At 68.2% G+C, this 22,548-nt stretch carries 15 protein-coding genes; 13 read left to right on the forward strand and 2 right to left on the reverse strand.

Translation table 11 applies throughout. The annotated features are described in order from the left end of the window. The first annotated feature begins 241 nt into the window (after positions 1 to 241). The 5 genes from QFW81_RS00445 (at position 242) to QFW81_RS00465 (ending at position 12,169) form a co-directional block, all read left to right on the forward strand. Positions 242 to 2,626 carry a TonB-dependent receptor gene (locus QFW81_RS00445; protein WP_280576577.1) on the forward strand — a complete coding sequence of 795 codons (2,385 nt, stop codon included), beginning with the start codon at positions 242 to 244 and terminating at the stop codon, positions 2,624 to 2,626. 41 nt (positions 2,627 to 2,667) lie between these two features. Beyond that, the gene (locus QFW81_RS00450; protein WP_280576601.1) at positions 2,668 to 3,345 is read left to right on the forward strand and encodes a response regulator transcription factor; all 678 of its coding nucleotides are present in this window, start codon (positions 2,668 to 2,670) and stop codon (positions 3,343 to 3,345) included. Then, the gene (locus tag QFW81_RS00455; RefSeq protein WP_280576578.1) at positions 3,345 to 4,583 is read left to right on the forward strand and encodes a sensor histidine kinase; all 1,239 of its coding nucleotides are present in this window, start codon (positions 3,345 to 3,347) and stop codon (positions 4,581 to 4,583) included. The genes QFW81_RS00450 and QFW81_RS00455 overlap by 1 nt, the downstream gene beginning before the upstream one ends. Positions 4,584 to 5,432: 849 nt before the next feature. Beyond that, on the forward strand, positions 5,433 to 11,192 hold the full coding sequence (locus QFW81_RS00460; RefSeq protein ID WP_425603941.1) for an RHS repeat protein: 5,760 nt from the start codon (positions 5,433 to 5,435) through the stop codon (positions 11,190 to 11,192). Positions 11,193 to 11,263: 71 nt separating this feature from the next. Further along, positions 11,264 to 12,169 carry an RHS repeat-associated core domain-containing protein gene (locus QFW81_RS00465; RefSeq protein ID WP_280576579.1) on the forward strand — a complete coding sequence of 302 codons (906 nt, stop codon included), beginning with the start codon at positions 11,264 to 11,266 and terminating at the stop codon, positions 12,167 to 12,169. 44 nt (positions 12,170 to 12,213) lie between these two features. Here QFW81_RS00465 and QFW81_RS00470 read toward each other — a convergent pair whose 3' ends face one another. Further along, positions 12,214 to 13,347: a 3'-5' exonuclease gene (locus QFW81_RS00470; protein WP_280576581.1), complete on the reverse strand. Its 1,134-nt coding sequence runs from the start codon at positions 13,345 to 13,347 to the stop codon at positions 12,214 to 12,216. Positions 13,348 to 13,621: 274 nt separating this feature from the next. On the opposite strand from QFW81_RS00470, the gene QFW81_RS00475 reads away from it, so the two are divergent. The 7 genes from QFW81_RS00475 (at position 13,622) to QFW81_RS00505 (ending at position 21,090) form a co-directional block, all read left to right on the forward strand. Further along, positions 13,622 to 14,023 (forward strand): hypothetical protein, encoded by a 402-nt coding sequence (locus QFW81_RS00475; protein ID WP_280576582.1) that lies wholly within the window; start codon positions 13,622 to 13,624, stop codon positions 14,021 to 14,023. Positions 14,024 to 14,094: 71 nt separating this feature from the next. Beyond that, positions 14,095 to 15,357, forward strand: a complete 1,263-nt coding sequence (locus tag QFW81_RS00480) for a TolC family protein (protein WP_280576583.1) — start codon at positions 14,095 to 14,097, stop codon at positions 15,355 to 15,357. Next, complete coding sequence (locus QFW81_RS00485; protein ID WP_280576584.1) at positions 15,354 to 15,665, forward strand: hypothetical protein; 312 nt, start codon at positions 15,354 to 15,356, stop codon at positions 15,663 to 15,665. The genes QFW81_RS00480 and QFW81_RS00485 overlap by 4 nt, the downstream gene beginning before the upstream one ends. A gap of 81 nt (positions 15,666 to 15,746) precedes the next feature. Beyond that, entirely contained in the window at positions 15,747 to 17,297 is a 1,551-nt protein-coding gene (locus QFW81_RS00490; RefSeq protein WP_280576585.1) for an efflux RND transporter periplasmic adaptor subunit, read from the forward strand. A 10-nt stretch (positions 17,298 to 17,307) separates the two neighbouring features. Then, entirely contained in the window at positions 17,308 to 20,454 is a 3,147-nt protein-coding gene (locus tag QFW81_RS00495) for an efflux RND transporter permease subunit (protein WP_280576586.1), read from the forward strand. Positions 20,455 to 20,462: 8 nt separating this feature from the next. After that, the gene (locus QFW81_RS00500; RefSeq protein ID WP_280576587.1) at positions 20,463 to 20,786 is read left to right on the forward strand and encodes a hypothetical protein; all 324 of its coding nucleotides are present in this window, start codon (positions 20,463 to 20,465) and stop codon (positions 20,784 to 20,786) included. Next, positions 20,719 to 21,090 carry a YciI family protein gene (locus QFW81_RS00505; protein WP_280576588.1) on the forward strand — a complete coding sequence of 124 codons (372 nt, stop codon included), beginning with the start codon at positions 20,719 to 20,721 and terminating at the stop codon, positions 21,088 to 21,090. The genes QFW81_RS00500 and QFW81_RS00505 overlap by 68 nt, the downstream gene beginning before the upstream one ends. Positions 21,091 to 21,150: 60 nt before the next feature. On the opposite strand, the gene QFW81_RS00510 is transcribed toward QFW81_RS00505, so the two are convergent. Continuing rightward, positions 21,151 to 21,534 carry a MerR family DNA-binding protein gene (locus QFW81_RS00510; RefSeq protein ID WP_280576589.1) on the reverse strand — a complete coding sequence of 128 codons (384 nt, stop codon included), beginning with the start codon at positions 21,532 to 21,534 and terminating at the stop codon, positions 21,151 to 21,153. 74 nt (positions 21,535 to 21,608) lie between these two features. Here QFW81_RS00510 and QFW81_RS00515 point away from each other — a divergent pair, with 74 nt between their 5' ends. Continuing rightward, entirely contained in the window at positions 21,609 to 22,397 is a 789-nt protein-coding gene (locus tag QFW81_RS00515) for a glutaredoxin family protein (RefSeq protein ID WP_280576590.1), read from the forward strand. Positions 22,398 to 22,548 lie beyond the last annotated feature (151 nt).

Consider the following 22,548-nt stretch of genomic DNA (forward strand, 5'->3'; position numbering starts at 1 on the left):
CGTTGCAGGACATCGCCCCCAAGGCTCCGCGAACTCGATGGCAGGACCGCACCCGGGTCCGCGTCCGCCACGCCTGCGTCCATGGTCGCAGGCATGACGGAAGCACAGCCGCGTACCGGACCATCGCATGCCGGCACCGACGCGATGAGCGCCGCGCGCCGGCGACCTTTTGGCGACATTCGCGTCCTTAACCTCGCACCGCGTCATGACGTGACACGGCCAATCCAGGAGGCAGGACGATATGAGCAGGTTCGCGCGACGGGCGTTGTCGCTGGCACTTTCGGCGCAGTTGATCGGCTTTCCACTGTTGGCGCACGCGCAGGAGGCACCCGGCGCGCTGACCATCGTGGTCAGGGACCAGACCACCGCCCGCCCGCTCCCGAACGCGCGGGTCACGATCACCGAACGGGACACCGCCTCCGCGCGCACGCTGGACACCGACGCGCAGGGCCGCATCGTGGTCGACCAGCTCGATCCGGGTCTGTACACGGTCGACATCGCTAAGGCCGGGTTCGCGTCGGTCTACGAGCCGAGCGTACGCGTGGTGACGCGCAAGAACTCCAGGATCGATTTCGAGCTGGGAATCCCGCTGCTGCAGGAGGTGGTGGTGCAGGCGCGGCCGCTCGATGCACTGTCGTCGCCGTCCAGCACCTGGCACGACCGGGACGCGTTGCGCGACGCGGTGGGCGGCGGCGCGGATCCGCTGCTCTCGCTCGACGGCCTGCCCGGCCTGGCGTCCGCCAGCGAGTTCGCGAGCTTCAGCGTGCGCGGCCGCGGCCCTCGGGACAACCTGATCTTCGTCGACGAGTTTCCCTTCGACAAGGCCGTGCACTTCGACGCGACCCTGGGCGAGGACGAAGACGTCGGCGGCGGCGGCCGCTTCTCGATCTTCGCGCCGGACGTCATCAGCGGTGCCGAGTTCTCGCCGGGCGGCTGGGGCCCCGCGTACGGCGGCCGGGCCGCTTCGCTGCTCAAGCTCGAAGTCGCCGGCGGCAATCCAAGCCCGTCGGCCAGCCTGCGCTACGACCTCGCCGGCTTCGAAGTCGGCTACGACGGGCCCGCCGGCATCACCGAAGACGCCACCCTGCTGGTGTCCGCGCGCCGGCTGGATTTCGGTTCCCTGTTCGAGACGATCGAGGAACTGGACATCGGCGACCCGGTGCTGCGGGACGTCATCGTCAAGTCGGTGGTGCCGCTGAACCCGTCCAACACCCTCGAATTGCTGCTGATCGACACGAACGAGACCTACACGCGCGACGTGACCCACGTCTTCGAGTCGCCCAACTTCGAGGACGCGGCGCTGCTCGACTTCCGGCAGGACAGCGACCTCTACGGCCTGACCCTGCGCTCGTTGATCGGCGAGAACGCCACCTGGACCAACCGGGTCTACCGCCGCGCCAGCAACAAGGTCAGCTCGGAAGGCGAAGCATTTCCCGATCTCGTGCCCCCCGGCTCGCCCGCCTCGGACTTTCCGGTGCGCGAAGACATCATCACGGTGACCGAAGACGAGACCGAGCTCGGCTGGCGCAGCGACTTCGACACGGTGAACCGCTGGGGCACGTTCAGTGCGGGCGTCCAGGCGACGCGGATCGAACTGGACTACAGCACCGTGCTGGACGGCGACTGGATCCGCTACGTCTACGACAGCGACGACTTCAGGCCCGACCCCGACCAGCGCTACATCGTGCTGACGCCGGAGAACACCGACTCCACACTGAACCGGACGGCGACGAACTACGCAGGATACGTGGACCAGGCCTTCAAGTTCGGCGCCTGGGACATCCTCACCGGCGTGCGCCTGGAGCGCGACGGCCTCACGGACGAGAGCCTCGTCTCCCCCAGGATCCGGGCCAACTGGCAGCCGGACAAGCGCGTCAGGTACTTCGCGACCGCCGGCCTGTTCCACCAGTCGCCACGCTTCCTGGACCTGGCGGCCAACGCGGCGAACACGCTGGAGAACGAGGAAATCACGCACACGAGCGTCGGTGCCGAGTACTTCTTCAACACCCGCTGGTCGGTGCTGACGGAGGCCTATCACCAGGACCTCGACAACCTGGTGGTCGACCAGGATCGCGTGAGCGGCACGTTCGCCAACATCGGCGACGGCACGTCCCGGGGCGTCGACGTCGTGGTCAAGGGCACGATCCGCGAGGGCCTCTACGCCACTGCGACCTACAGCTACAACAAAGCCGAGATCGACCGCAAGGACGGCCGCGGCACCGTGGCCGACGAGTTCAGCCGCGAGCATGTCGCGACCCTCGGCGTGACCTGGGAAATCACCGACCGCTGGAAGGTGGCCGCGCGTTACAAGTATCTGTCCGGCAGGCCGGAGGACGCCTACCTCATCTACGAGGACGTGCTGGGACCCGGGCAACCCCTGCGCTACTCGCGCGAGACGGTCGAGCGCGGCGTCGGCCGCAGGGACGGCTACGGCGTGCTCAACGCCCGCGTCGACTACCGGCGCGCGTTCGGCCCCATCGACGTCACCGCCTTCCTCGACGTCATCAACCTCACCTCGGCGTCCTCGACCGACGACACCGAGTTCGACTACCGCCGGGGCGTCAACGTCGCGGACGACAGCGAGGCCGAGCCGCTGATCGGACTTCGGCTAGACTACGCCTGGTAGACGGGAGGCGGCAGATGGCACGCGTTCCTGATGCGACGCCCATCAGGGCGCTGATCGTCGAGGACAACCGCGACATCTGCGGGAACATCGCCACGTACCTCGAAAAGCTCGGCTACGTGCTGGATTTCGCCCACGACGGCGTCACCGCCATGAACCTGGCGCTGACCCATCCGTTCGACGTCATCGTGCTGGACCTGATGATCCCGAGGATCGACGGCCTCACCTTCTGCCGCAGGCTGCGGGACGAAGCCGGGATCGAAACGCCCGTGCTCATGCTGACGGCGCGCGACACGCTCGACGACAGGCTCAAGGGATTCGATGCCGGCGCCGACGACTATCTGGTCAAGCCGTTCGCGCTGCAGGAGCTGCACGCGCGCATCCGCGCCCTGTACAAGCGCAGCCACCGCAATACCGACAACCTGCTGAGCGTGGCCGACCTGACCTTGAACCGGTCCACCCTGCAGGTGCACCGGGCAGGAAGGCGTGTCGAACTCAACCCCGCCGGCATGAAGCTGCTGCGGCGGTTGATGGAAGAGTCTCCGTCCGTCGTGGATCGCGACGAGCTGGAAACGCTGCTGTGGGCTGACGAGCGGCCCGATGGCGATGCGCTGCGCTCGCACATGTACAAGCTGCGGCAGGCCATCGACCGGCCGTTCGACCAGCCGCTGATCCACACCGTGCATCGCATCGGCTACCGGCTCGCGGAGGACGCCCGGTAGTGTCGCGGCACAGCCTGCGCAAACGTGTCGAGTATGCGTTCGCGCTGTGTGTGGTCGGACTCAGCGTGGCCTGGGGATTCGCGTTCTACGGTGCCATCCGCTTCAGCGAGGACCGCGTGCTGGCCAACCAGCTGCAGCACGCCGCCGAGCGCTACCCCGACCTGTCGCTGAGCCTGCGCGGATACGACGACGCCCGCAGCCTGCCGGAACCATTGCGGGAATGGGCGGCTGCCGGTCCTGAAGAGGGCACCTACGAGTTCGTCGCCGAGGAGCTGCACGTGGCGGTCGTGCCTGCCGACAACGCACAGGGCCGCGCCTTCGTGGTCTTCGATGTCGCCGGGATCGAGGCGGCCTCGTCCGAGGACTGGTGGTGGCTGCTCGTCATCACCGGCGTCGTGGTGGTGCTCGGCGCCCTGGGGTTCGGGCTCGGGGTGCTGGTGATGCGCCGGGCGATCGCGCCGGTGGTGCAGCTGGCCGACGTCGTCGCCGGCATCGACCTGGAACATCTGTCGGCGCGGGACCACGAGCTCATCGAAGCCAGCCGCTTCGGACGCGACGAGGTGGGCCTGCTCGCCGGCACCATCGAGAAGACGCTCGAGCGCATCAGCGCATTCGTGGTGCGCGAGCGCGACTTCACCGGCTCCGCCAGCCACGAACTGCGCACGCCGATCACCGTGATCACCGGCGCGATCGAGCTGCTGGAGCAGGGCGACCTGTCGGCCGAAGATGTCAAGGCGCTGGACCGCATCCGGCGCGCGACGGCCGAGATGAAGTCCACGATCGAGATGTTCCTGTGCATCGCGCGGGAAGCCGACGACGGCCAGTACGGCGAACGCTTCCTGGTGGCGCCGCTGGTGGACCGGGCGGTCGAGCAGCAGCGCTACCTGCTCAACGGCAAGGGCGTCGAGGTCGACGTCGCTGTCGAGGGCCTCGCGGCGCCCGTCGTCCAGGGGCATCCGCAGGCCTTCCTGATCGCGGTCACCAACCTGGTCCGCAACGCGTTCGAGCACACGCCCGCCGGCCAGGGGCCGATCACGGTGCGCATCCGGGAGCGCGACCTGCTGGTCACCAACCGGCGCAGCGGCGACGACGCAGGCCGGCCCGCCCCGGATGGCGCACCGCCATCCAACGGTTACGGCCTGGGCCTCGGCATCGTGCAGCGCCTGTGCGAGCGCAACGGGTGGGAGTTCTCGCTGGACGTGGACGAGGCGCGGGTGACGGCGCGGCTGTCCTGGTAACGCACGACGGTCGTGGCTCCACACCTGGCAGAGCCTCGCAGCCGGGGCGACCACAGGCTGTCGCTGGCGATGCGATGCAGGATTGCGGTCCATCCCTCGCATGTAGCGACTACCCGCCGGGGGTTCCGCAACGTGGCGCCGGAGGCGGCGGTGTCCAGCGGGCTGGCATGAACCAAGCTCAGCCGGTGCCACGTGGCTTGTCGGCACAGTCCGTCGCGGCGGGGGCCGCGACGGAGGCCGCGTTCAACGGACGCCTGCGTCTGCCACCCGAGGCTCCGGAACGCTTGTAAGCTCGAAACGGAAGGAGCAAGATCCGCCTTGCATGGACGGCGCCAGGGCTTCGGGATGCGGAGATGGCGCTGGGGGCGGAAGGGATTTCTGGGGGTAGGGAAACATGTTGGGGGCTCCCGGTCGCTGTTCCAGCGAGCGGCCCGATCTTGGGTCGCGGACATGCGCGCACCTGTGGCAACAGGAAACTGTCCTCTATGGTCGGCCATCTTCGACCAACGCCCGTCGTCGCGCTGGTGGATATGACTCGGCAGTTCTCGCCACCGCGCCAGTGTGGCGCATTTGCGTCTTGCCATGCCCTCCGCTTGGCCGCTCATGCTTTTCGGCCGTGGGGCGACGGTGGCGGGCACGGTGTGCGCGTCATGTAGAGCAGGTGCCGGACAAAGGGACGACACCGGAAACGCGAGCGCCAGAAAGCGACCAACGCGACGATCGTCCGCACCATCCCTTCCGGAACTGCCTGGCTGTCTCGGCCCCACGACGAGGTCGCGGTTCATCAATACGACCCGCCCCGCCCCGCTTGAGCTCTTCCGAGAGCCGCTCTTCGCAGGACACTCCAGGGTGAAAAAGATGCTGAAAGGAATCGGCCACGTTGTCGTACTTCTGACGGCCAGCGCGTCGGCACATGCAAATCAGGTCTGGGAGGAGTACGGCAAGCGCATCAACGATAGCTCGACGGCTGCGGCGCTTCGGGACGACGTATTCGGCGATCGAACCAACCCGGCAAACGGCGAGCTCATGTTCGCGGTCACGGATATAAGCATTCCGGGCAACAGCGGACTGCCTGTCGAGTTCAGGCGTTCGTTCAGTGTGCGTAGCCGCAATGCTCACTACATCTACAACGACTTCCCACTGGCCGACTGGGAGATCGACCTGCCGAACATCAGCGGCGTTTTCGCTCCCGACTGGATAAGTGGAGCAGCCGCGACGCCGTACAAGCGCTGCTCCGTGACCACTGTCGGTGCCGCGAGGCCGCCGGCCGTATGGGTTGGTGCGAACAACAAATTCGAACCGTACGAATTCTGGAGCGGTCATCAACTCAGTCTTCCGGGCGGTGGGGGTGGCGAGCTTCTCCTCCTGCCAGCGGGCGCGCCGCGGCCCGGCGCTGGCGGCCCCTTCTACTGGACGGCACCGGACCAGACCCGGATTTCCTGCTTGTCGTCGATCCAGAACTGGTCCGGTGGAGGCGAGGGATTCCTCGCCGTTGCACCCGACGGAACCAAGTACTGGTTCGACTGGATGGCCCAGTATCTGGAGCCGGTCATCGAATCGAGTACGACAGTTGGAGAGTTCGTCCAACAGACGATCGAGTACCAGCATCCTCGCCGCCGAAACGTCCTCTACCCAACGAGAGTCGAGGATCGATTCGGAAACTGGGTGACGTACACCTACACGAACGCACGTACGGATCCACTCAAACTCACGCGAATTCAAGCGAGCGACGGCAGGCAGATCGACGTTGAACACGACACGGCCGGTCGTGTATCCGTGGTGTCGACGGGTGGACGCTCGTGGACGTACCAGTACACAGCCATCAATAGCGCGGACGACACGCTTGTAGCTGTCATTCAACCCGATCAGTCGAAGTGGACGATCAACTTCGCGGGCCTGTCAGCTGCCCGGGTCCAATACGTGAAAGGCATTCCCAGTGAACCCTGGCGCTCCTGCATCCACCATGCGGATCTGGCCGGGCCGAGCAGCTTTACGGGGTCGGTGACTCATCCGGCGGGGGCGAGTGCAGAGTTCACGGTTGCAGTGCAGTTGCACGGCAGATCCAACGTTCCCGTCAACTGCGTCAATTTTACTGCCCCCAACAACCATGTGAACGACGATCTGCCGTTCTGGCCAATCTCGTATCACGGTCTCGCACTGTCGCAGAAGCGTGTGTGGGGACCGGGCCTGACGACTGCAGCCTGGTCTTACACATACAACTCACCGCCGACCTTCTACTACCCGAGCGGTGACAGCACGCGACCGATCTGCCCTGTCGGAATGGATTGCAGTATCCCGCGCTGCACGTCGAGCGAGTGCGCTGGACACTCCACGACGACCATCACAAAGCCCGATGGCCGCTGGCTGCGATACCGCCATGGCAACAGCTTTCGCTACAACGAGGGGAAGTTGCTCGGGGTTGAGGAAGGAGAGACCGACTCTACGCTTCGCAATACAAGCTACACGCACGATCTCAGTCGGGTGGATCAAGCCTATCCGGCTCGATGGGGTATCAGCCCGCGCATGAATGGAGAGGGATTCCTTTCGGAATACCACCGGCCAATGCTGTCACGTCGAATCTTGCAGCAGGGTACGACGCTGACCCAGACAATCTCCGAGATGGATGGGTTTGCGAACCCGACCCGCGTTGTTCGCAGTAGCACGCTCCCCGGCGCCCCATCCCGCACCGAGGCCACGGCCTACCACGACAACACGGCCAAGTGGATCCTGGGCCAGGTCGCGCAGGTGACGTGTAGCGCTTCGACGCCGGCGAGCACGTACTGCAACGGCGGCAGCACCTCGGTGATGTCGCAGACCACGTTTGATCCGACCTGGTCGGTGCCGGTTACCAGCAAGTCGTTCGGCCGCACCGTACAGACGTTGGGTTGGAATACCACCGCAACGCTCGCCAGCGGCCAGCGCGGCACGGTGACCTCGGTGACCGACGGCAACAGCAAGCTCACCACGCCGGGCAGCTGGAAGCGCGGCATCCCGCAGTCGATCCGGTACCCGGCCACGCCCGAGGCCACGGCCGGCGCGACGCAGACGGCGGTGGTCAACGACAGCGGCTGGATCATGTCGACCGTGGACGAGGCGGGCTTCACCACCGCCTACGACTACGACCCGATGGGCCGGCTCAAGCTGATCGACCATCCCGATGGCGACAGCATCAACTGGTACGACACCACGCTGACCTTCGAGCCGGTGTCTACCAGCGAGTACGGCATCGCGGCGGGCCACTGGCGCCAGACCGTCAGCACCGGCAACGCCCGCAGGATCAGCTACTTCGACGCGCTGTGGCGCCCGCTGGTGGTGCGCGAGTACGACACCGCCAACGCGACGGGCACCCAGCGCTTCTCCCGGTTCACCTACGACCACGAGGGGCGGGTGACCTTCGCTTCCTACCCTGGCGCGGTCAACGGGCTGACCACCGGCACCTGGACCTGGTACGACGCGCTCGGCCGGCCCACCCAGGTCACGCAGGACTCGGAGCTGGGCGCGCTGACGACCAAGACGGAGTACCTGGCCGGGTTCAAGACGCGGGTCACCCCCCCGCGCGGGCAGCCGGCGAACACCGCGTACCAGACCACGACCAGCTACCTGGCCTGGGACCAGCCCACGACCGAGTTGCCGGTGGCCATCGCCCATCCGGAAGGCGCCTTCACTGACATCTCCCGCGACCCGTACGGCAAGCCGACCTCGATCAAGCGCCGCAACAGCACCGGTTCGGTGGCGCTGACGCGCAGCTACGTCTACGACGGACGCCAGCAGCTGTGCAAGTCGGTCGAGCCGGAGACCGGCGCGACGATCATGTCCTACGACAACGCCGGCAACCTGGGCTGGAGCAAGTCCGGCGCCACCCAGACCGCCACGGGCACCTGCAACACCGCCGACATCCCGACCGCCCAGCGCACCATCCGCACCTACGACGGCCGCAACTGGCTGCGGACGCTGAGCTTCCCGGACGGGCGCGGCAACCAGAGCTGGACCTACACCCGCGACGGGCTGCCGGCCACCATCAACACCCAGAACAGCGGCACCGGCGACGTCGTCACCAACACCTACGCCTACAACAGGCGCCGCCTGGTCGAAGACGAGACCTTCGCCGTGAACGGCCAGCTGTGGGCGCTGGACTACACCTATGAGCGCCACGGCCACCTGACCGGCCACACCTCCCCGGGCGTGGCGGTGGACCTGGCCCCCAACGCCCTGGGCCAGCCGAGCAAGGCCGGCACCTACGCCACGGCGGTGAGCTACTACCCCAACGGCGGGATCAAGCAGTTCACCTACGGCAACGGGATCAAGCACACGCTGTCCCAGAACGCCCGCGGCCTGCCGGTGAACAGTTGCGACTACGCCGGCACCAGCTGCACGGCCAGCGCGGTGCTGCACGACAGCTACGACTACGACCAGCATGGCAACGTGGCCGCGATCAGCGACGGCCGCACGGGCAACCGCGGCGACCGCGACATGATCTACGACGCGCTCGACCGGCTGAAGCGGGCCGTCTCGCCGATGTTCGGCACGGCCGACTACGGCTACACCGTGCTCGACAACCTGGACACGGTGAAGGTAAGCGGCGGGTCGAAGGCGCGTAACCACACCTACGTGTACGACGCCAAAAACCAACTGACCAACGTCACCAACACCACCGGCGGCGCCACCGTGATCGGCCTGGGCTACGACGTCCAGGGCAACGTCCAGAACAAGAACGGCGTGACCTACGCGTTCGACCAGGGCAACCGCCTGCGCCAGGGCGCAGGCGAGCAGTACCGTTACGACGGGCACGGCCGGCGGGTGCTGTCGACGCGCGACGGTCGCAACATCTACTCCCTCTACGGCCAGGACGGCACGCTGCGGTTCCAGCGCGACGAGCACACGGGCAAGACGATCGACTACGTGCACCTGGGCGGCAGCCTGGTGGCGCAGGTGGAGAACGCGATCCCGCTGTCGACCCCGACTCTGACCGTGCCGGCCTCGAGCATGACCGGCAGCTACCCCATCAGCTGGGGCACCTCGGCGCTGGCGACCAAGTACCAGGTGCAGGAGCGCCTGGGCAGCGGCAGCTGGGCGACCATCCACGACGCCGCCGGCAACAGCAAGGCGATCAGCGGCAAGGCGGCCGGCACGTGGGGCTACCGGGTGCGGGCGTGCAGCGCGGCGACCTGCGGCAGCTGGAGCGCGGAGAAGGCGGTGGCGGTGCAACTGCCACCCACGGGCGCGCCGACGCTGACCGTCCCGACGACCGGACTCAACGGCGGGTTCACGGTCAGCTGGACGGCGGTGGCCGCAGCGAGTGCGTACCAGCTGCAGGAGCGGCAGGGCAGCGGCAGCTGGGTGAGTTATGCGAACAGTTCGGCGCTGAGCCGGGCGATCACCGGCAAGGCCGCGGGCAGCTGGAGCTACCAGGTGCGAGCCTGCAACGATGCCGGGTGCGGGGGCTGGTCGGCGATCAAGAGCGTGAATGTGCTGTATCCGCCGGCCGGACCGCCGACGCTCACGGTGCCGGCCGCGAGCAGTACCGGTAGCTATACGGCGAGCTGGCCGGGCGTGGCCACGGCGAACCGCTACCAGCTGCAGGAACGACTGGGGACCGCCGCCTGGACAACGATCCAGGAGACGGCAGCAATCTCCAAGGCGCTCAGCGGTCAGGCTGCCGGCCAGTGGAGCTACCAGGTGCGGGCGTGTAATGACGCCGGCTGTTCGGCATATAGCGCCATCGCGACCATCGTGGTTGTCACGGGTGTTCCGACGCTCACGGCCCCTGCCAGCAGCACGTCGGGCAGTTACACCGTCAGCTGGACAGCGGTGACGGCGGCGGCCCGCTACGAGCTGGAGCAGCGCAAGGACGGTGGATCCTGGAGCAAGGTCCACGACGCGGCGGCGATCAGCAAGGCGCTCTCTGGCCTCGCGAACGGCACCTACGAGTACCGCGTGCGGGCGTGCGCAGCCACGGTCTGCGCCGGCTACTCGGCCATCAAGGCGACGGTGGTGCTCACGGGAGTGCCGACCATCACGGCCCCTGCCACCAACACCACGGGTAGCTATACCGTCAGCTGGACAAGCGTGGCAACCGCCTCACGGTACGAGCTGGAGCAGCGCAAGGACGCCGGCGCGTGGAGCAAGATCCACGATGCCGCGGCCACGAGCAGGGCGCTGTCGGGGCAGGTGCCCGGCTCGTACGCCTATCGTGCACGCGCGTGCAAGGGCACGGTCTGCGGAGGCTGGTCGGCCGTAGTCACCACGGCCGTAAGCGGTCCCCCAGGCACGCCGACGCTGACGGGTCCTGCACTTGCATATCGGAACCTGACGTACTCGCTGAACTGGAGCGCATCCACTGGCGCGACGAATTACGAGCTGCAGGAAGACCCCCGCGGCGGCGGCTTTGGCACGATCTATACCGGCGGCGGCACCAACACGACCCTCCAGCGCAGTTTGGGGGGCACTTATCGATACCGTGTGCGTGCATGCAACGGCGCTGGCTGCAGCGCATACTCCACGGTGCACGTGTTGCAGATCGAAGCTGGATGCACCACCTGTCTAACCGCACCTGAGCCCGAGCGCGAGCGCGAGCCGGACCCGGAGCCTGATCCAGAGGGCGGCGAATGAAACTGCATACACTCCGAGCCGGACTGCGACACCTGTGCGGTCTGCTGCTGAGTGCGGGCCTGCTTGTTCCCATGACGGCCCGGGCCCAGACCACAGTCAAGTACGTCCATACCGACGCGCTGGGAAGCGTAGTGGCGATGACGGATGCATCCGGCGCCGTGGTCGAGGGGCGCCGGGAGTACGAGGCCTACGGACAGCAGCTCACGCCTGCCCTGAAGGACGGGCCGGGCTACACCGGCCATGTCCAAGATGCGGCGACGGGCCTGACTTACATGCAGCAGCGCTATTACGATCCTATGCTGGGAGTGTTCCTATCCGTGGATCCGGTGACGGCGTACGGCAGCCCGACTAGCCAGTTTCATCGATATCGGTATGCAAATAGCAACCCTTACAAGTTCCTTGATCCGGATGGACGGCAAGGAGCGACAGCAGGTGAATTGATGCTGGATTTGGAGTATGGCAATCAATACTCAAATGCTCAGGCAGAAACTGTTACAGCGTTTTTCAGGAATTTGCCAAATACTATTGCTGGGATGCTGCTCTGTGGTGGTTGCGACCCAGGCTACGTCGCTCCTCCAGGTAGCGGTGAGGTAACGTCCGTAGGCAGCCCTTTCGACTCAGCACTCGGATTGAGGGCTGGATTTAACGTCGCCGCCAGAGCTTCCGAAAGGTCGGTAAGAAGCATGATTTCCGCTGCTTCTCTCGAGCATAAGGATGGCTTGAATGTCGCTGCTCGGAAGCTTACTCAGCATGCACAACGCTCTGGGTATTTTAGAGAGCCGGTGGGAAGTGTGGCTCAGAAGAATATTCAAGCCTTATCTCAGGTTCGAGATGTTGTGACTGCTCCAAACGCAGTGAGAACAAGTCTCGGAAGGGGCGGATTTGAGGTTCGAATGGGGCGTGATGGTGCCGGCGTGAGGTTTGATAGAGATGGCTCTTTCAATACGTTCTTGGATCCCAGGAAGCGAATGGAATGAACAGATTTACGGTGGATTTTGTCTGTCCTGCTGGGTTTGAGAACTTAGCAGCTGAGATTTCCTTCGATGGACAACTGATTTGCCGATTGAAGAGTGAGCGGTCGGATAATTTGATTGAGGTAGAGTTTTTCTTTGACTATCGTGAACCTTTGGAACAGGTTGTAATCCCACTTGAAGAATTCCTTGAGTTGATCGACGAGGTCAAGAAAGAGATTCGTGATCTGAGAGCCAAAGCGAGCTAAGCGGGACGTAGGACAAAACGGGATCGGGTTGGAGCGACCCGGAGTTATTCGGACAATGAGCCTAGGGCACATATTCTCAGGAGATTGAGCCGCTTTTTGTATCGAGCGGGAGATTGATAAAAGGAACTGGTGGGCGGCCTGTTCGTCATCGAGGCGGAGAGCCACGACGAGGCGGTGCGCCTCGCCTCCATGCATCCGGCCGCCACGCTGGGCGAGGAAGGGGGCTGGGCGGTCGAACTCATCCCGATCGGCTTCTACCTCGGCGACTGAGGCGCGGGGAATGCCGCATGGGACGGGGCGCGCACCCGGCGCATCTGTGGGATCGCGCTGCACACCGGTTTGACCTGCTCTAGCGGGACGGCCTCTAGCATGGCCGTCAGTCGAGAACGGAATCCTGTGGAGGCGATCATGCACACGCCAGACCGCGCGCACGGCACGCGCGCCACCCTGTACCGCATGGTGATGGACCAGCATGTCTGCCCCTACGGCCTGAAGGCCCGGCACCTGCTGCGCAGCCAGGGCTTCGCGGTCGACGACCGCTGGCTGCGACATCTCCAGCCGGCGCAGCGCCCGAGTCATTGCGACATAGAGCACGCGCACCTGCTGCTTGTGGTCCGCATCTTCATCAAGGTTGGCCAGCTCACAGATCCCAGGAATGAACACCGTGTCGAACTCCAGCCCTTTGCTTGAGTGCATGGCCATCACCTCGACCGAAGCCGGGCCGTTGAACATGGGGCGCCGCTGGTCTTCAGATGCCAGCAGCACGGGCAGGCCACGCTTCTGCAACTGTGCGGCAATCCGTCCGGCCAGCCTCTTGGAATGGCACAGCACGGCGAAGTCGTTGGGATCGGCACCGTTGTTGATCACGTCCCGGATGCGGGCCGCGATGATGTCGACCTCAGCCCAGATGTTCCGCGCCCGCCACAGCTCGGGCATCGGCCGCGGCGGCCGGCGCTCTCGGGCGCAACGGCCGGCAGGTGGTCGTCATCGACGTCCTGATTGCGCGCGGCCACGGCATCCTGTTCGCGTAGGGCCGGACACCGGCGCATGGGAGTGATGGATTGCGCTGGGTGGCGTCTCCCCCAGCGCCATGCGCCCAGTGTGGCCGGTGGGCCGGCTTTCCCCGTGTGCTGCTGCGGCTGGCCTCCGCAGCAATGCGGGACGGCATGATTTGCCGGGAGGCTGCGAGGACGGGTAGGCTACCGGCACGATGTCCGCCCTCCCCCTCCGCGACTGCCGTCGGCTGCTGCGCAGCGCCTTTCTGGCGCTGCTGGTGCTGGGAATGGTGGTCAATCCGACGCTCGCTGCGGTGGGCGAGGTGCACGCGATCGACCATGCCGCGGCGGCGTGGGATCACGACCGGGGTGGCCACGCCCATTCCACGGACACCCACGATCATCATCACGGGCATCCCGGCGGCCAGCCGGATCCTGACCACGCCACCGGCGCGCACGGGCTGATGCACCAGGGCGGCACCGTGTCGTTCGGGTTGCCCGAAGCCGACGTGGTGGTGTCGGATGCGTCGCCGTGCGGTCCACTGCTGCCCGAATTCCGGCGGCGTGCCCTGCCCGGCGATTGTCCCAGCCTGCCGTTCCGTCCGCCGATCGCCTGACCGCTGCAGCTGGCCGCCCTGGGCGGCCGCACCCGCGTGTCTGACAGCCCGATCCGGACGGAGGGTCACCCGTGTTGTGTTTCCATCGTTGCAAGGCGCGACGCCTGCTGGCGTCCGCGTTCGCGCTCGCGTGCTGCGCGGCCTCCAGCCATGCGCAGCAGCGCGTGTCCGCGGAAGAAGCGGTGTCGCTGGCGCTGTCGCAGCCGCATGTGCGGCAGGAACTCGCCGCCGGCGTGGACAGCGCCCGCAGCGACGTGCTCGCCGCGCGCACCTGGGCCAATCCGCGGCTCGAGCTGTCCCGCGAACGCGGTGACGGCACCGCCGCCGGCGGCGCCAGCGAGCGCAGCGCGCTCCTGTCGCAGGAGATCGAGCTGGGCGGTCGCCGCGGGCTGCGGGTCGATGCTGCGGAACTGGGCGTGCGCGCGGCGCAGCTGTCCGCGCAATACGAGCGCGCGCGGCTGCGCGGCGAGGTGCTGCGTGCGTATTCGCAGGTGGTCGCGGCCGAGCGCGTCGGCGCCGCGCATGCGCGGGCATCGGCCGGGCTGCAGGCATTGGCCGACGTCGCGGACCGGCGCACCCGGGCCGGCGACCTGTCCGGCTACGAAAGCCGCCGGATCGCGCAGGCCAGTGCCCGGGCGCAGGCGAATGCCGCGCAGGCCGAGGCCTCGGCCCGTTCCGCACGCGCACGCCTGGCCGGCTGGATCGGGGACGTGGCGCTGGACGCGCGGCTCGACGACACGCCCCCGCTGCCCTCCGTCCCCGCGACGACCGACGACCTGCGCTCGGCCGAGCTCGACCTGCTGCAGGCCCGGCGAGAGCACGCGCAGGCGCAGGCGAAGGCCGAACGCCGCCTGGCCGTGCCGGTCGACGTCGGCGTCGGCACGAAGCGCGTCGAGGACGCCGGCATCCGCGACACCCTGATGGTGGTCGAGCTCGGCGTGCCGCTGCCGCTGTTCGACCGCAACCAGGCCGGGCGCGCGCGCGCCGAGGCCGAGGCCGCGCGCGCCGACGCGGAGTACCAGCGCGCACTGCTGCAGACCCGCAGCCGCCGCGCCGCGGCGCTGGCCGAAGCCACGCAGCTGTCGGCCTCCGCCCGCACCCTGTTCGAATCCGCGGTACCCGAGGCCGCGGCCCTGACCGAAATCGCTCGCGCAAGCTTCGCCGAGGGCGAACTCGACCTGGTCGGCCTGCTCGACGCGCACGAGGCCGAGACCGCCATGGTCGAACAGGCACTCGACCAGCAGGCGCGCGCGCTCGAGGCCGTGCTGGAACTGCAACTGCTCGATCCGTCCAACCCCCACGATCCAACCCACCCACTGGAGGAAACCCCATGAACAACGCCATCGCCCTCACCGCGTCGCTCGCCGCCTGCCTGCTGCTGTCGGCCTGCAACGACGAGCCCGCCGCCCCTGCCGTCACGCCGACGGAAGCCGCGACCCCCGCCGATGCCGATGCCGCCTCGCAGACCGAAGCCGTCTACGGCGACGAGGCCCCCGTGGCCATCGAGGCCGAGCCCGCTGCCGCGGACGACCACGCGCACAACGCCGACGGCAGCCATCCGCCCGGCGTGGAGCACGCCGACGACCACGCCGAAGAAGACGCCGACCACGCCCACGGTGAAGACGGCGACCACACCCATTGATCCATCCCGTCCCGCCCGCCCACCGGGCGGGACGCCTTTTCTCATCGCTACCGATCGCAGCCGATCGTCGACGGATTCCCCATGCGCATGCCCCCGGCCCCGTTCGTTTCGCTCCGCACCTGCCTGCTGCCCGCCGCGCTGCTCGCGCTCGCGCTGGCCGGCTGCGACCGCCACGGCGACGCCGCACCGGCTGCGCCGCAGGCGCAGGTGCACACCCATGCCACCGACCGGACCGAACTGTTCGTCGAGTTCGATCCGCTGGTCGCAGGCGAAAAGTCGACCTTCGCCGTCCACTTCACCCGGCTGGCCGACTACAAGCCGGTCGCGTCCGGCACCGTCGACGTGATTCTCTCCGGCAGCGACGCGCCCAGCGAACGCTTCCGCGTGCGCGCGCCGCGTGCGCCCGGCATCTTCGCGCCCACCGTGCTGCCGCGCGCCACGGGCATGCGCGAACTCAGCCTCGTTCTCACCACGCCCGGCCTGGAGGCGCGCCACGACCTGGGGCAGGTGATGGTGCATGCCGATGCCGCCGCCGCGCGCGACGCCGGCCCCGCAGCGGGCCAGGTCGAAGGCGAGATCGGCCTGCTCAAGGAACAGCAGTGGAACAGCGACTTCGCGATCGAGGCGGTGCAGCCGCGCGCGCTGCGCGAATCGGTGCGCGCCCCGGCCACGATCCGCCCCTCCGCCGACGGCGCGGCCGAGGTCGTCGCCACCAGCGCCGGCACGGTGCGCGCAGCCGGCCGGTTCCCCGTGCTGGGCGAGGCCGTCGTGCGCGGCCAGACGCTGGCCATGCTGGTGCCGCGCCTGGGCGGCGACACCGACGCGGCTTCGCTGCAGGCCGAGCTTGCCGCCGCGCGCAGCCAGGCCGCGCTGGCCGAGGCCGATGCCGCGCGCATGCAGCGCCTGCACGCGCAGCAGGCGGTGTCGCAGCGGCGCCTGCAGGAAGCCCAGGCCGCGCGGCAGGTGGCCGGCGCCCAGCTGCAGGCCGCGCAGGATCGCGCCTCGCAGCTGGGCGGCGGTGGCGGCGGCATCGCGCTCAGGGCGCCGGTGGGCGGCACGCTCGCGCGCGTCCCGGTGGCCAACGGCGCCGCCGTGGAAGCCGGCGACGTGCTGTTCCACATCGTCGACCGCAGCACGCTGTGGCTGCATGTCCACGTCGCCGAGGCCGACGCGGCGAAGCTCGACGCGCCTACCGGCGCCGCGTTCGAACTGCCGGGCCTCGACGCGCCGGTGGAGATCCGCGCCGGCGACAACGGCCGCCTGGTGGGCGTGGGTTCGATGATCGATCCCGACAGCCGCAGCCTGCCGGTGGTGTTCGCGCTGGACGATCCGCCCGCGCGCATCGCCCTGGGCCAGGACGTGCAGGCGCAGGTATTCACCGGCCGCACCCGCACCGGCCTGAGCGTGCCGGCCGAGGCGGTGATCGACGACGGCGGCCAGCGGGTGGTGTACGTGATGCGCAGCGGCGAGTCGTTCTCGCGGGTGCCGGTGCGGCTGGGGCTGCGCGACGGCGACCGCTACGAGGTGCTCGAAGGCCTCGCGGCCGGCGACCGCGTGGTCGGCCGCGGCGCGATGCAGGTGCGGCTTGCCGCGGCCACGCCGGAGGCCATGGGCCACGGCCACGCGCACTGAGGACATCGGGATGATCGAAAAACTCATCGGATGGTCGCTGCGCAACCGCGTGTTCGTGCTGTTCGCGGCCCTGCTGCTGCTCGCATGGGGTGCGATCGAGGCGCGGCGCATGCCGGTGGACGTGTTCCCCGACCTCACGGCGCCCTCGGTGACGGTGGTCGCCGAGGCCCACGGCATGGCGCCGGAGGAGGTGGAGACGCTGATCGTGTTCCCGCTCGAGACCGCGCTCAACGGCGCGCCGGGCGTGCGCCGGGTGCGCTCCAACAGCAGCATCGGCATCGCCGTGGTGACGGTGGAGTTCGACTGGGGCACCGACGTCTACCAGGCGCGCCAGGTGGTTGCCGAACGCATCGCCACCGTGCGCGGCCAGCTGCCGCCGGAACTGCCCGAGCCCACGCTCGCGCCGATCGCCTCGATCATGGGCGAGATCATGTTCATCGCCCTGCACTCCGAACGGCACACGCCGATGGAACTCAAGACCAGCGCCGACTGGGTGCTGCGCCGGCGCCTGCTCGCGGTGCCGGGCGTGGCCCAGGTGATCCCCAACGGCGGCGACACCCGCCAGTTCCAGGTGATCGCCGACCCCGTGCGCATGGCCTCGTTCGGCGTCACCCTCGACCAGCTGATGGAGGCGGTGGCGGGCGGCAACGAGAACAGCTCGGCCGGCTTCTACGTCGAGAACGCGCAGGAATTCCTGATCCACGGCCGCGGCCGCGTGCGCGAGCCGGCCGACATCGGTGAGGTCTTCGTCGTGCGCCGCGGCGACCGCCCGGTGCTGGTGCGCGACGTGGCCGAGGTGGTGGTCGGCGCGGCGCCCACGCGCGGCACCGCTGCCTTCAATGGCGAGCCTGCGGTGGTGCTGGGCATCCAGAAGCAGCCGGGCGCCAACACCCTGGCGCTGACGCGCGAACTCGACCGGGTGCTGGCCGACGTGCAGTCCACGCTGCCCGAGGGCATGACCATCAGCGCCAACCTGTTCCGGCAATCGGACTTCATCGAGGTCGGCATCGGCAACCTCGGCCGCGCCATCATGGAAGGCATGCTGCTCGTGGTCGCGATCGTGTTCGCGTTCCTGCTCAGCGCGCGCGCCACCGGCATCACCCTGCTGGCGATCCCGCTGTCGCTGGTGGTGGCGGTGCTGGCGATGAAGGCCGCCGGCATCGGCATCAACACCATGACCCTGGGCGGCATGGCGATCGCGCTGGGCGCGCTGGTGGACGATGCCATCATCGTGGTCGAGAACACCGTGCGCCGCCTGCGCGAGAACGCGCTGCTGCCCGAGTCCGAGCGCCGCGGCACCATCGACCTGGTGTTCGCCGCCACCCGCGAGATCCAGGGCTCGGTGGTGTTCGCCACCCTGGTGATCGTGCTGGTGTTCGTGCCGATCTTCTTCCTGTCGGGCGTGGAAGGTCGGCTGATGCAGCCGCTGGGCTTCGCCTATGTGGTCTCGCTGCTGGCCTCGCTGGCGGTGGCGGTGACGGTGACGCCGGTGCTGTGCAGCCTGCTGCTGCCGCGCGCGCGGATCGTGCGCGAGGCGCGCGAGTCGCGGCTGGCGCGCTGGTGCAAGGCGCGCTACCGGCCGGTGTTCGACGCCACCGTGGGCCGCTGGCGCCTCATCGGCATCGCCTCGCTGGCAGGCACCGCGCTCACCCTGCTGGCGCTGTTCGCCGCCGGCCGCGCGTTCCTGCCCGATTTCAACGAGGGCAGCCTGACGGTCAACGTGACCACGCTGCCGGGCACCGCGCTGGCGCAGTCCGATGCGCTGGCCGGGCGGGTCGAGGCGATCCTGCTGGCGCAGCCCGAGGTGGTGGCCACCGGCCGCCGCACCGGGCGCGCCGAGCTCGATCCGCACGCGCAGGAGATCTATGCCTCCGAGATCGAGGTGACCCTGGCGATGGCCGAGCGCAGCAAGGCCGCGCTGCTGTCGCACCTGCGCGGCGAGTTTTCCGGCATCGCCGGCGCCCAGGTGGTGATCGGCCAGCCGATCTCCCACCGCATCGACCACATGCTCTCCGGCACCCGCGCCAACATCGCGATCAAGCTGTTCGGCGAGGACCTGTACGAACTGCGCCGCCTCGGCCAGCAGATCGAGGACCAGGTGGCGGCGGTACCCGGCGCGGTCGACGTGAACCTCGAGCAGCAGGCCGAGCTGCCGTTCGTCACCGTCGCCTTCGACCGCGCCGCGCTGGCCCGCCACGGCATGGGCGTGCGCCAGGCCAGCCACGTGATCGAGACCGCGTTCTTCGGCAGCACCGTCTCGCGCGTGCTCGAGGGCGATGCCAGCGTGGACGTGGTGGTGCGCCTGCCCGACGCCGCGCGTGCCAGTGTGGAGACCATGCAGGCGCTGCAGGTGGCGACGCCCGATGGCGCCAGCGTGCCGTTGTCGGCGATCGCGCGTGTCGAGCGCAGCCGCGGCCCCAACCAGATCGGCCGCGAGAACGTGCAGCGACGCATCATCGTGATGGCGAACGTGGCCGGGCGCGACCTCGCCGGCGTGGTCGGGGATGCGCGCGAGCGGATCGAGCGCAACGTCGAACTGCCCGCCGGCTACCACGTCGAATATGGCGGCCAGTTCGAAAGCGCCGCGGCCGCCTCGCGCACCCTGCTGCTGCTCGGGGCCGGTGTGGTGGTGGGCATCTTCCTGCTGCTGTACCTCGCGTTCTCCAGCACTCGCGACGCGCTGCTTGTGATGCTCAACCTGCCGCTGGCGCTGCTCGGCGGCGTGGCCGGCGTGTGGCTGTCGGGCGGCATCCTCACCGTGGCCTCGATCATCGGCTTCATCACCCTGTTCGGCATCGCCACCCGCAACGGGGTGATGCTGATCTCGCACATCCACCACCTGGCGCAGGCGGAAGGCGTGGCCAATCCGCTGGAGCGCGTGCGCCGCGGCGCCGAGGAGCGGCTGGTGCCGATCGCGATGACCGCGCTGGCCACCGCGCTGGCGCTGGTGCCGCTGGCGCTGTCGGCGGGCGAGCCGGGCAGCGAGATCCAGGCGCCGATGGCGATCGTGATCCTGGCCGGCCTGCTCAGCTCGACCGTGCTCAACATGCTGGTGCTGCCGGCGCTTTACCTGCGCTATGGCCAGTTCGGGCAGCGTGCGCCGCGCGCGGCCGGCCACGAGGCGTCAGCGCCACTGGCGAATGCAGGTAGCGCCTGAGGGCCACGATGTTCGCGGTGCTGCGCCATCGCGATTTCCGGCGCCGGTTGGCCGCGCAGCTGGTGGCGCTGCCGGGCACGCGCCTGCCCGTGGTGGCGCGATCGCTGTCGCTGATCCAAGCTCGCCGTCCCGTCATGACGCAGTACGCGACGGTGCTGGTCCATGGCCGCGGGTACGGCGAAGGTGCAAGTGCAAGCGTCAGGGCCGTGTCGATATCCATCAACCCACTTCGTCGTCCGCACGACACCATGCTGGAGATCTCTCATGAAGTACCTGGGCCTCGCCTACTACAGCCCCGAAAAATTCGCCGCGATGGCGCCGGACGCCGTTGATGCCCTGGTCAGCCAGTGCCCCGCGCTGGACGAGAAGATGCGCGCCACCGGCAAGGTGCTGGTGTCCGCGTCGCTCGGCGAGCCGGACGCATGGACGACGCTGCGGCCGCGCGCGGGCAAGGTGCAGGTCAGCGATGGCCCCTACACCGAGTCCAAGGAACTGGTGGGCGGCCTGTTCGTCATCGAGGCCGAGAACCACGACGAGGCGGTGCGCCTGGCCTCCATGCATCCGGCCGCCACGCTGGGCGAGGAAGGGGGCTGGGCGGTCGAGCTGATCCCGATCGACTTCTATCTGGGCAGCTGAGACGCACCAGGTGCGGCAACTGGTACGCGCCGCGTGGAGCAGGCGGTCCGAAGGCGCGGCCTACCCGTCGAACGACGCCAGGATCGGGCAGGGCCCGGATGCCTTCGCGCTGCATTGGCGGGCGAGCGTCCGCAGGTAGTCCCGCGCACGCTCCATTTCCGCGATCTGCGCGTCCAGCCTGGCGATCCTCGCTTCGGCCAGTTCGCGCGCCCGCTGCCGGTCCTGCCCGGAGTCGAGCGCCAGCAGTTCCCTGATTTCTTCGAGCGTGAACCCCGCCCGCTGTGCCATGCGGATGAACCGTAGACGGCGAATATCCGCCTCGCCGTAGCGGCGGATGCCCTCCGCTTTTCCCGGCGTCTCGAGCAGCCCCTTGCGCTGGTAGAAACGGATCGTCTCGACGCCGACACCACCTGCTTCCGCGTACTGCTTGACCGACAGACCCATGGCTTGACTCCGTACCATGGTACGGAGCTTAGGATGCTCGCCGACCTGGAACAAGCGCCTCACGGGAGGACCGCATGAACGCCCAGCTCCAGACACAGCGCACGCGCGCAACCCTGTATCGCATGGTGATGGACCAGCATGTCTGCCCCTACGGCCTGAAGGCCCGGCACCTGCTGCGCAGCCAGGGGTTCGCCGTCGAAGACCACTGGCTGACCACGCGCGCGGAAACGGATGCCTTCAAGGCCGAGCACGACGTGGAGACCACTCCGCAGGTCTTCATCGATGGCGAACGGATCGGCGGTTACGACGACCTGCGCCGCCATCTCGGCAAGCCAGTGGCGGATCCCAAAGCGACCAGCTACCGACCCGTGGCCGCGCTGTTCGGCATGACCCTGCTCATGGCGCTCGCCGCCAGCATTGCGGTCTACGGCACGCCGTTCACCGTCCGCGCCGGCGAATGGTTCATCGCCTTCAGCATGGCCGTGCTGGCGCTGCTCAAGCTGCAGGACGTCGAGTCCTTCTCGACGATGTTCCTCAACTACGACCTGCTCGCCAAGCGCTGGGTGCCGTATGCCTACGTCTATCCGTTCGCCGAGGGGCTGGCGGGCATCCTGATGATCGCCGGCGTGCTGACCTGGCTGTCGGTCCCGGTCGCGCTGTTCATCGGCACCGTGGGCGCGGTGTCGGTGTTCAAGGCGGTGTATGTCGACCGCCGCGAACTGAAGTGCGCCTGCGTGGGCGGGTCGAGCAACGTGCCGCTCGGCTTCGTGTCGCTGACCGAGAACCTGATGATGATCGCAATGGCGGTGTGGATGGCGCTCGGCGCCTTCGGCGTGCTGCCGGCCTGGGCGCACGGGATGTAGGTGCGCGTCCCGCGTCATCCACGAGTGCGGGCGCTGGGTCCGCGGGTGGACACGGGCGATCACAAGGCGGCGGCCGCGACTGCGAAACGCGATCATTCCCGTGGCTGCGTCGCCCCTTGCCGCGAAGCTGCCGGCACAAGCGCACGACAGT

Origin of the sequence: Luteimonas kalidii (assembly GCF_029887935.1) — a bacterium.
In the GTDB taxonomy this organism is placed as follows: domain Bacteria; phylum Pseudomonadota; class Gammaproteobacteria; order Xanthomonadales; family Xanthomonadaceae; genus Luteimonas; species Luteimonas kalidii.

Bases quoted from the DNA above. Each gene is read 5' to 3' on its own strand.
- QFW81_RS00445 (WP_280576577.1), top strand. From the start codon at position 242: ATGAGCAGGTTCGCGCGACGGGCGTTGTCGCTGGCACTTTCGGCGCAG.
- QFW81_RS00465 (WP_280576579.1), top strand. From the start codon at position 11,264: ATGACGGCCCGGGCCCAGACCACAGTCAAGTACGTCCATACCGACGCG.
- QFW81_RS00470 (WP_280576581.1), bottom strand. From the start codon at position 13,347: ATGCCCGAGCTGTGGCGGGCGCGGAACATCTGGGCTGAGGTCGACATC.
- QFW81_RS00475 (WP_280576582.1), top strand. From the start codon at position 13,622: ATGTCCGCCCTCCCCCTCCGCGACTGCCGTCGGCTGCTGCGCAGCGCC.
- QFW81_RS00485 (WP_280576584.1), top strand. From the start codon at position 15,354: ATGAACAACGCCATCGCCCTCACCGCGTCGCTCGCCGCCTGCCTGCTG.
- QFW81_RS00490 (WP_280576585.1), top strand. From the start codon at position 15,747: ATGCGCATGCCCCCGGCCCCGTTCGTTTCGCTCCGCACCTGCCTGCTG.
- QFW81_RS00495 (WP_280576586.1), top strand. From the start codon at position 17,308: ATGATCGAAAAACTCATCGGATGGTCGCTGCGCAACCGCGTGTTCGTG.
- QFW81_RS00500 (WP_280576587.1), top strand. From the start codon at position 20,463: ATGTTCGCGGTGCTGCGCCATCGCGATTTCCGGCGCCGGTTGGCCGCG.
- QFW81_RS00505 (WP_280576588.1), top strand. From the start codon at position 20,719: ATGAAGTACCTGGGCCTCGCCTACTACAGCCCCGAAAAATTCGCCGCG.
- QFW81_RS00510 (WP_280576589.1), bottom strand. From the start codon at position 21,534: ATGGGTCTGTCGGTCAAGCAGTACGCGGAAGCAGGTGGTGTCGGCGTC.
- QFW81_RS00515 (WP_280576590.1), top strand. From the start codon at position 21,609: ATGAACGCCCAGCTCCAGACACAGCGCACGCGCGCAACCCTGTATCGC.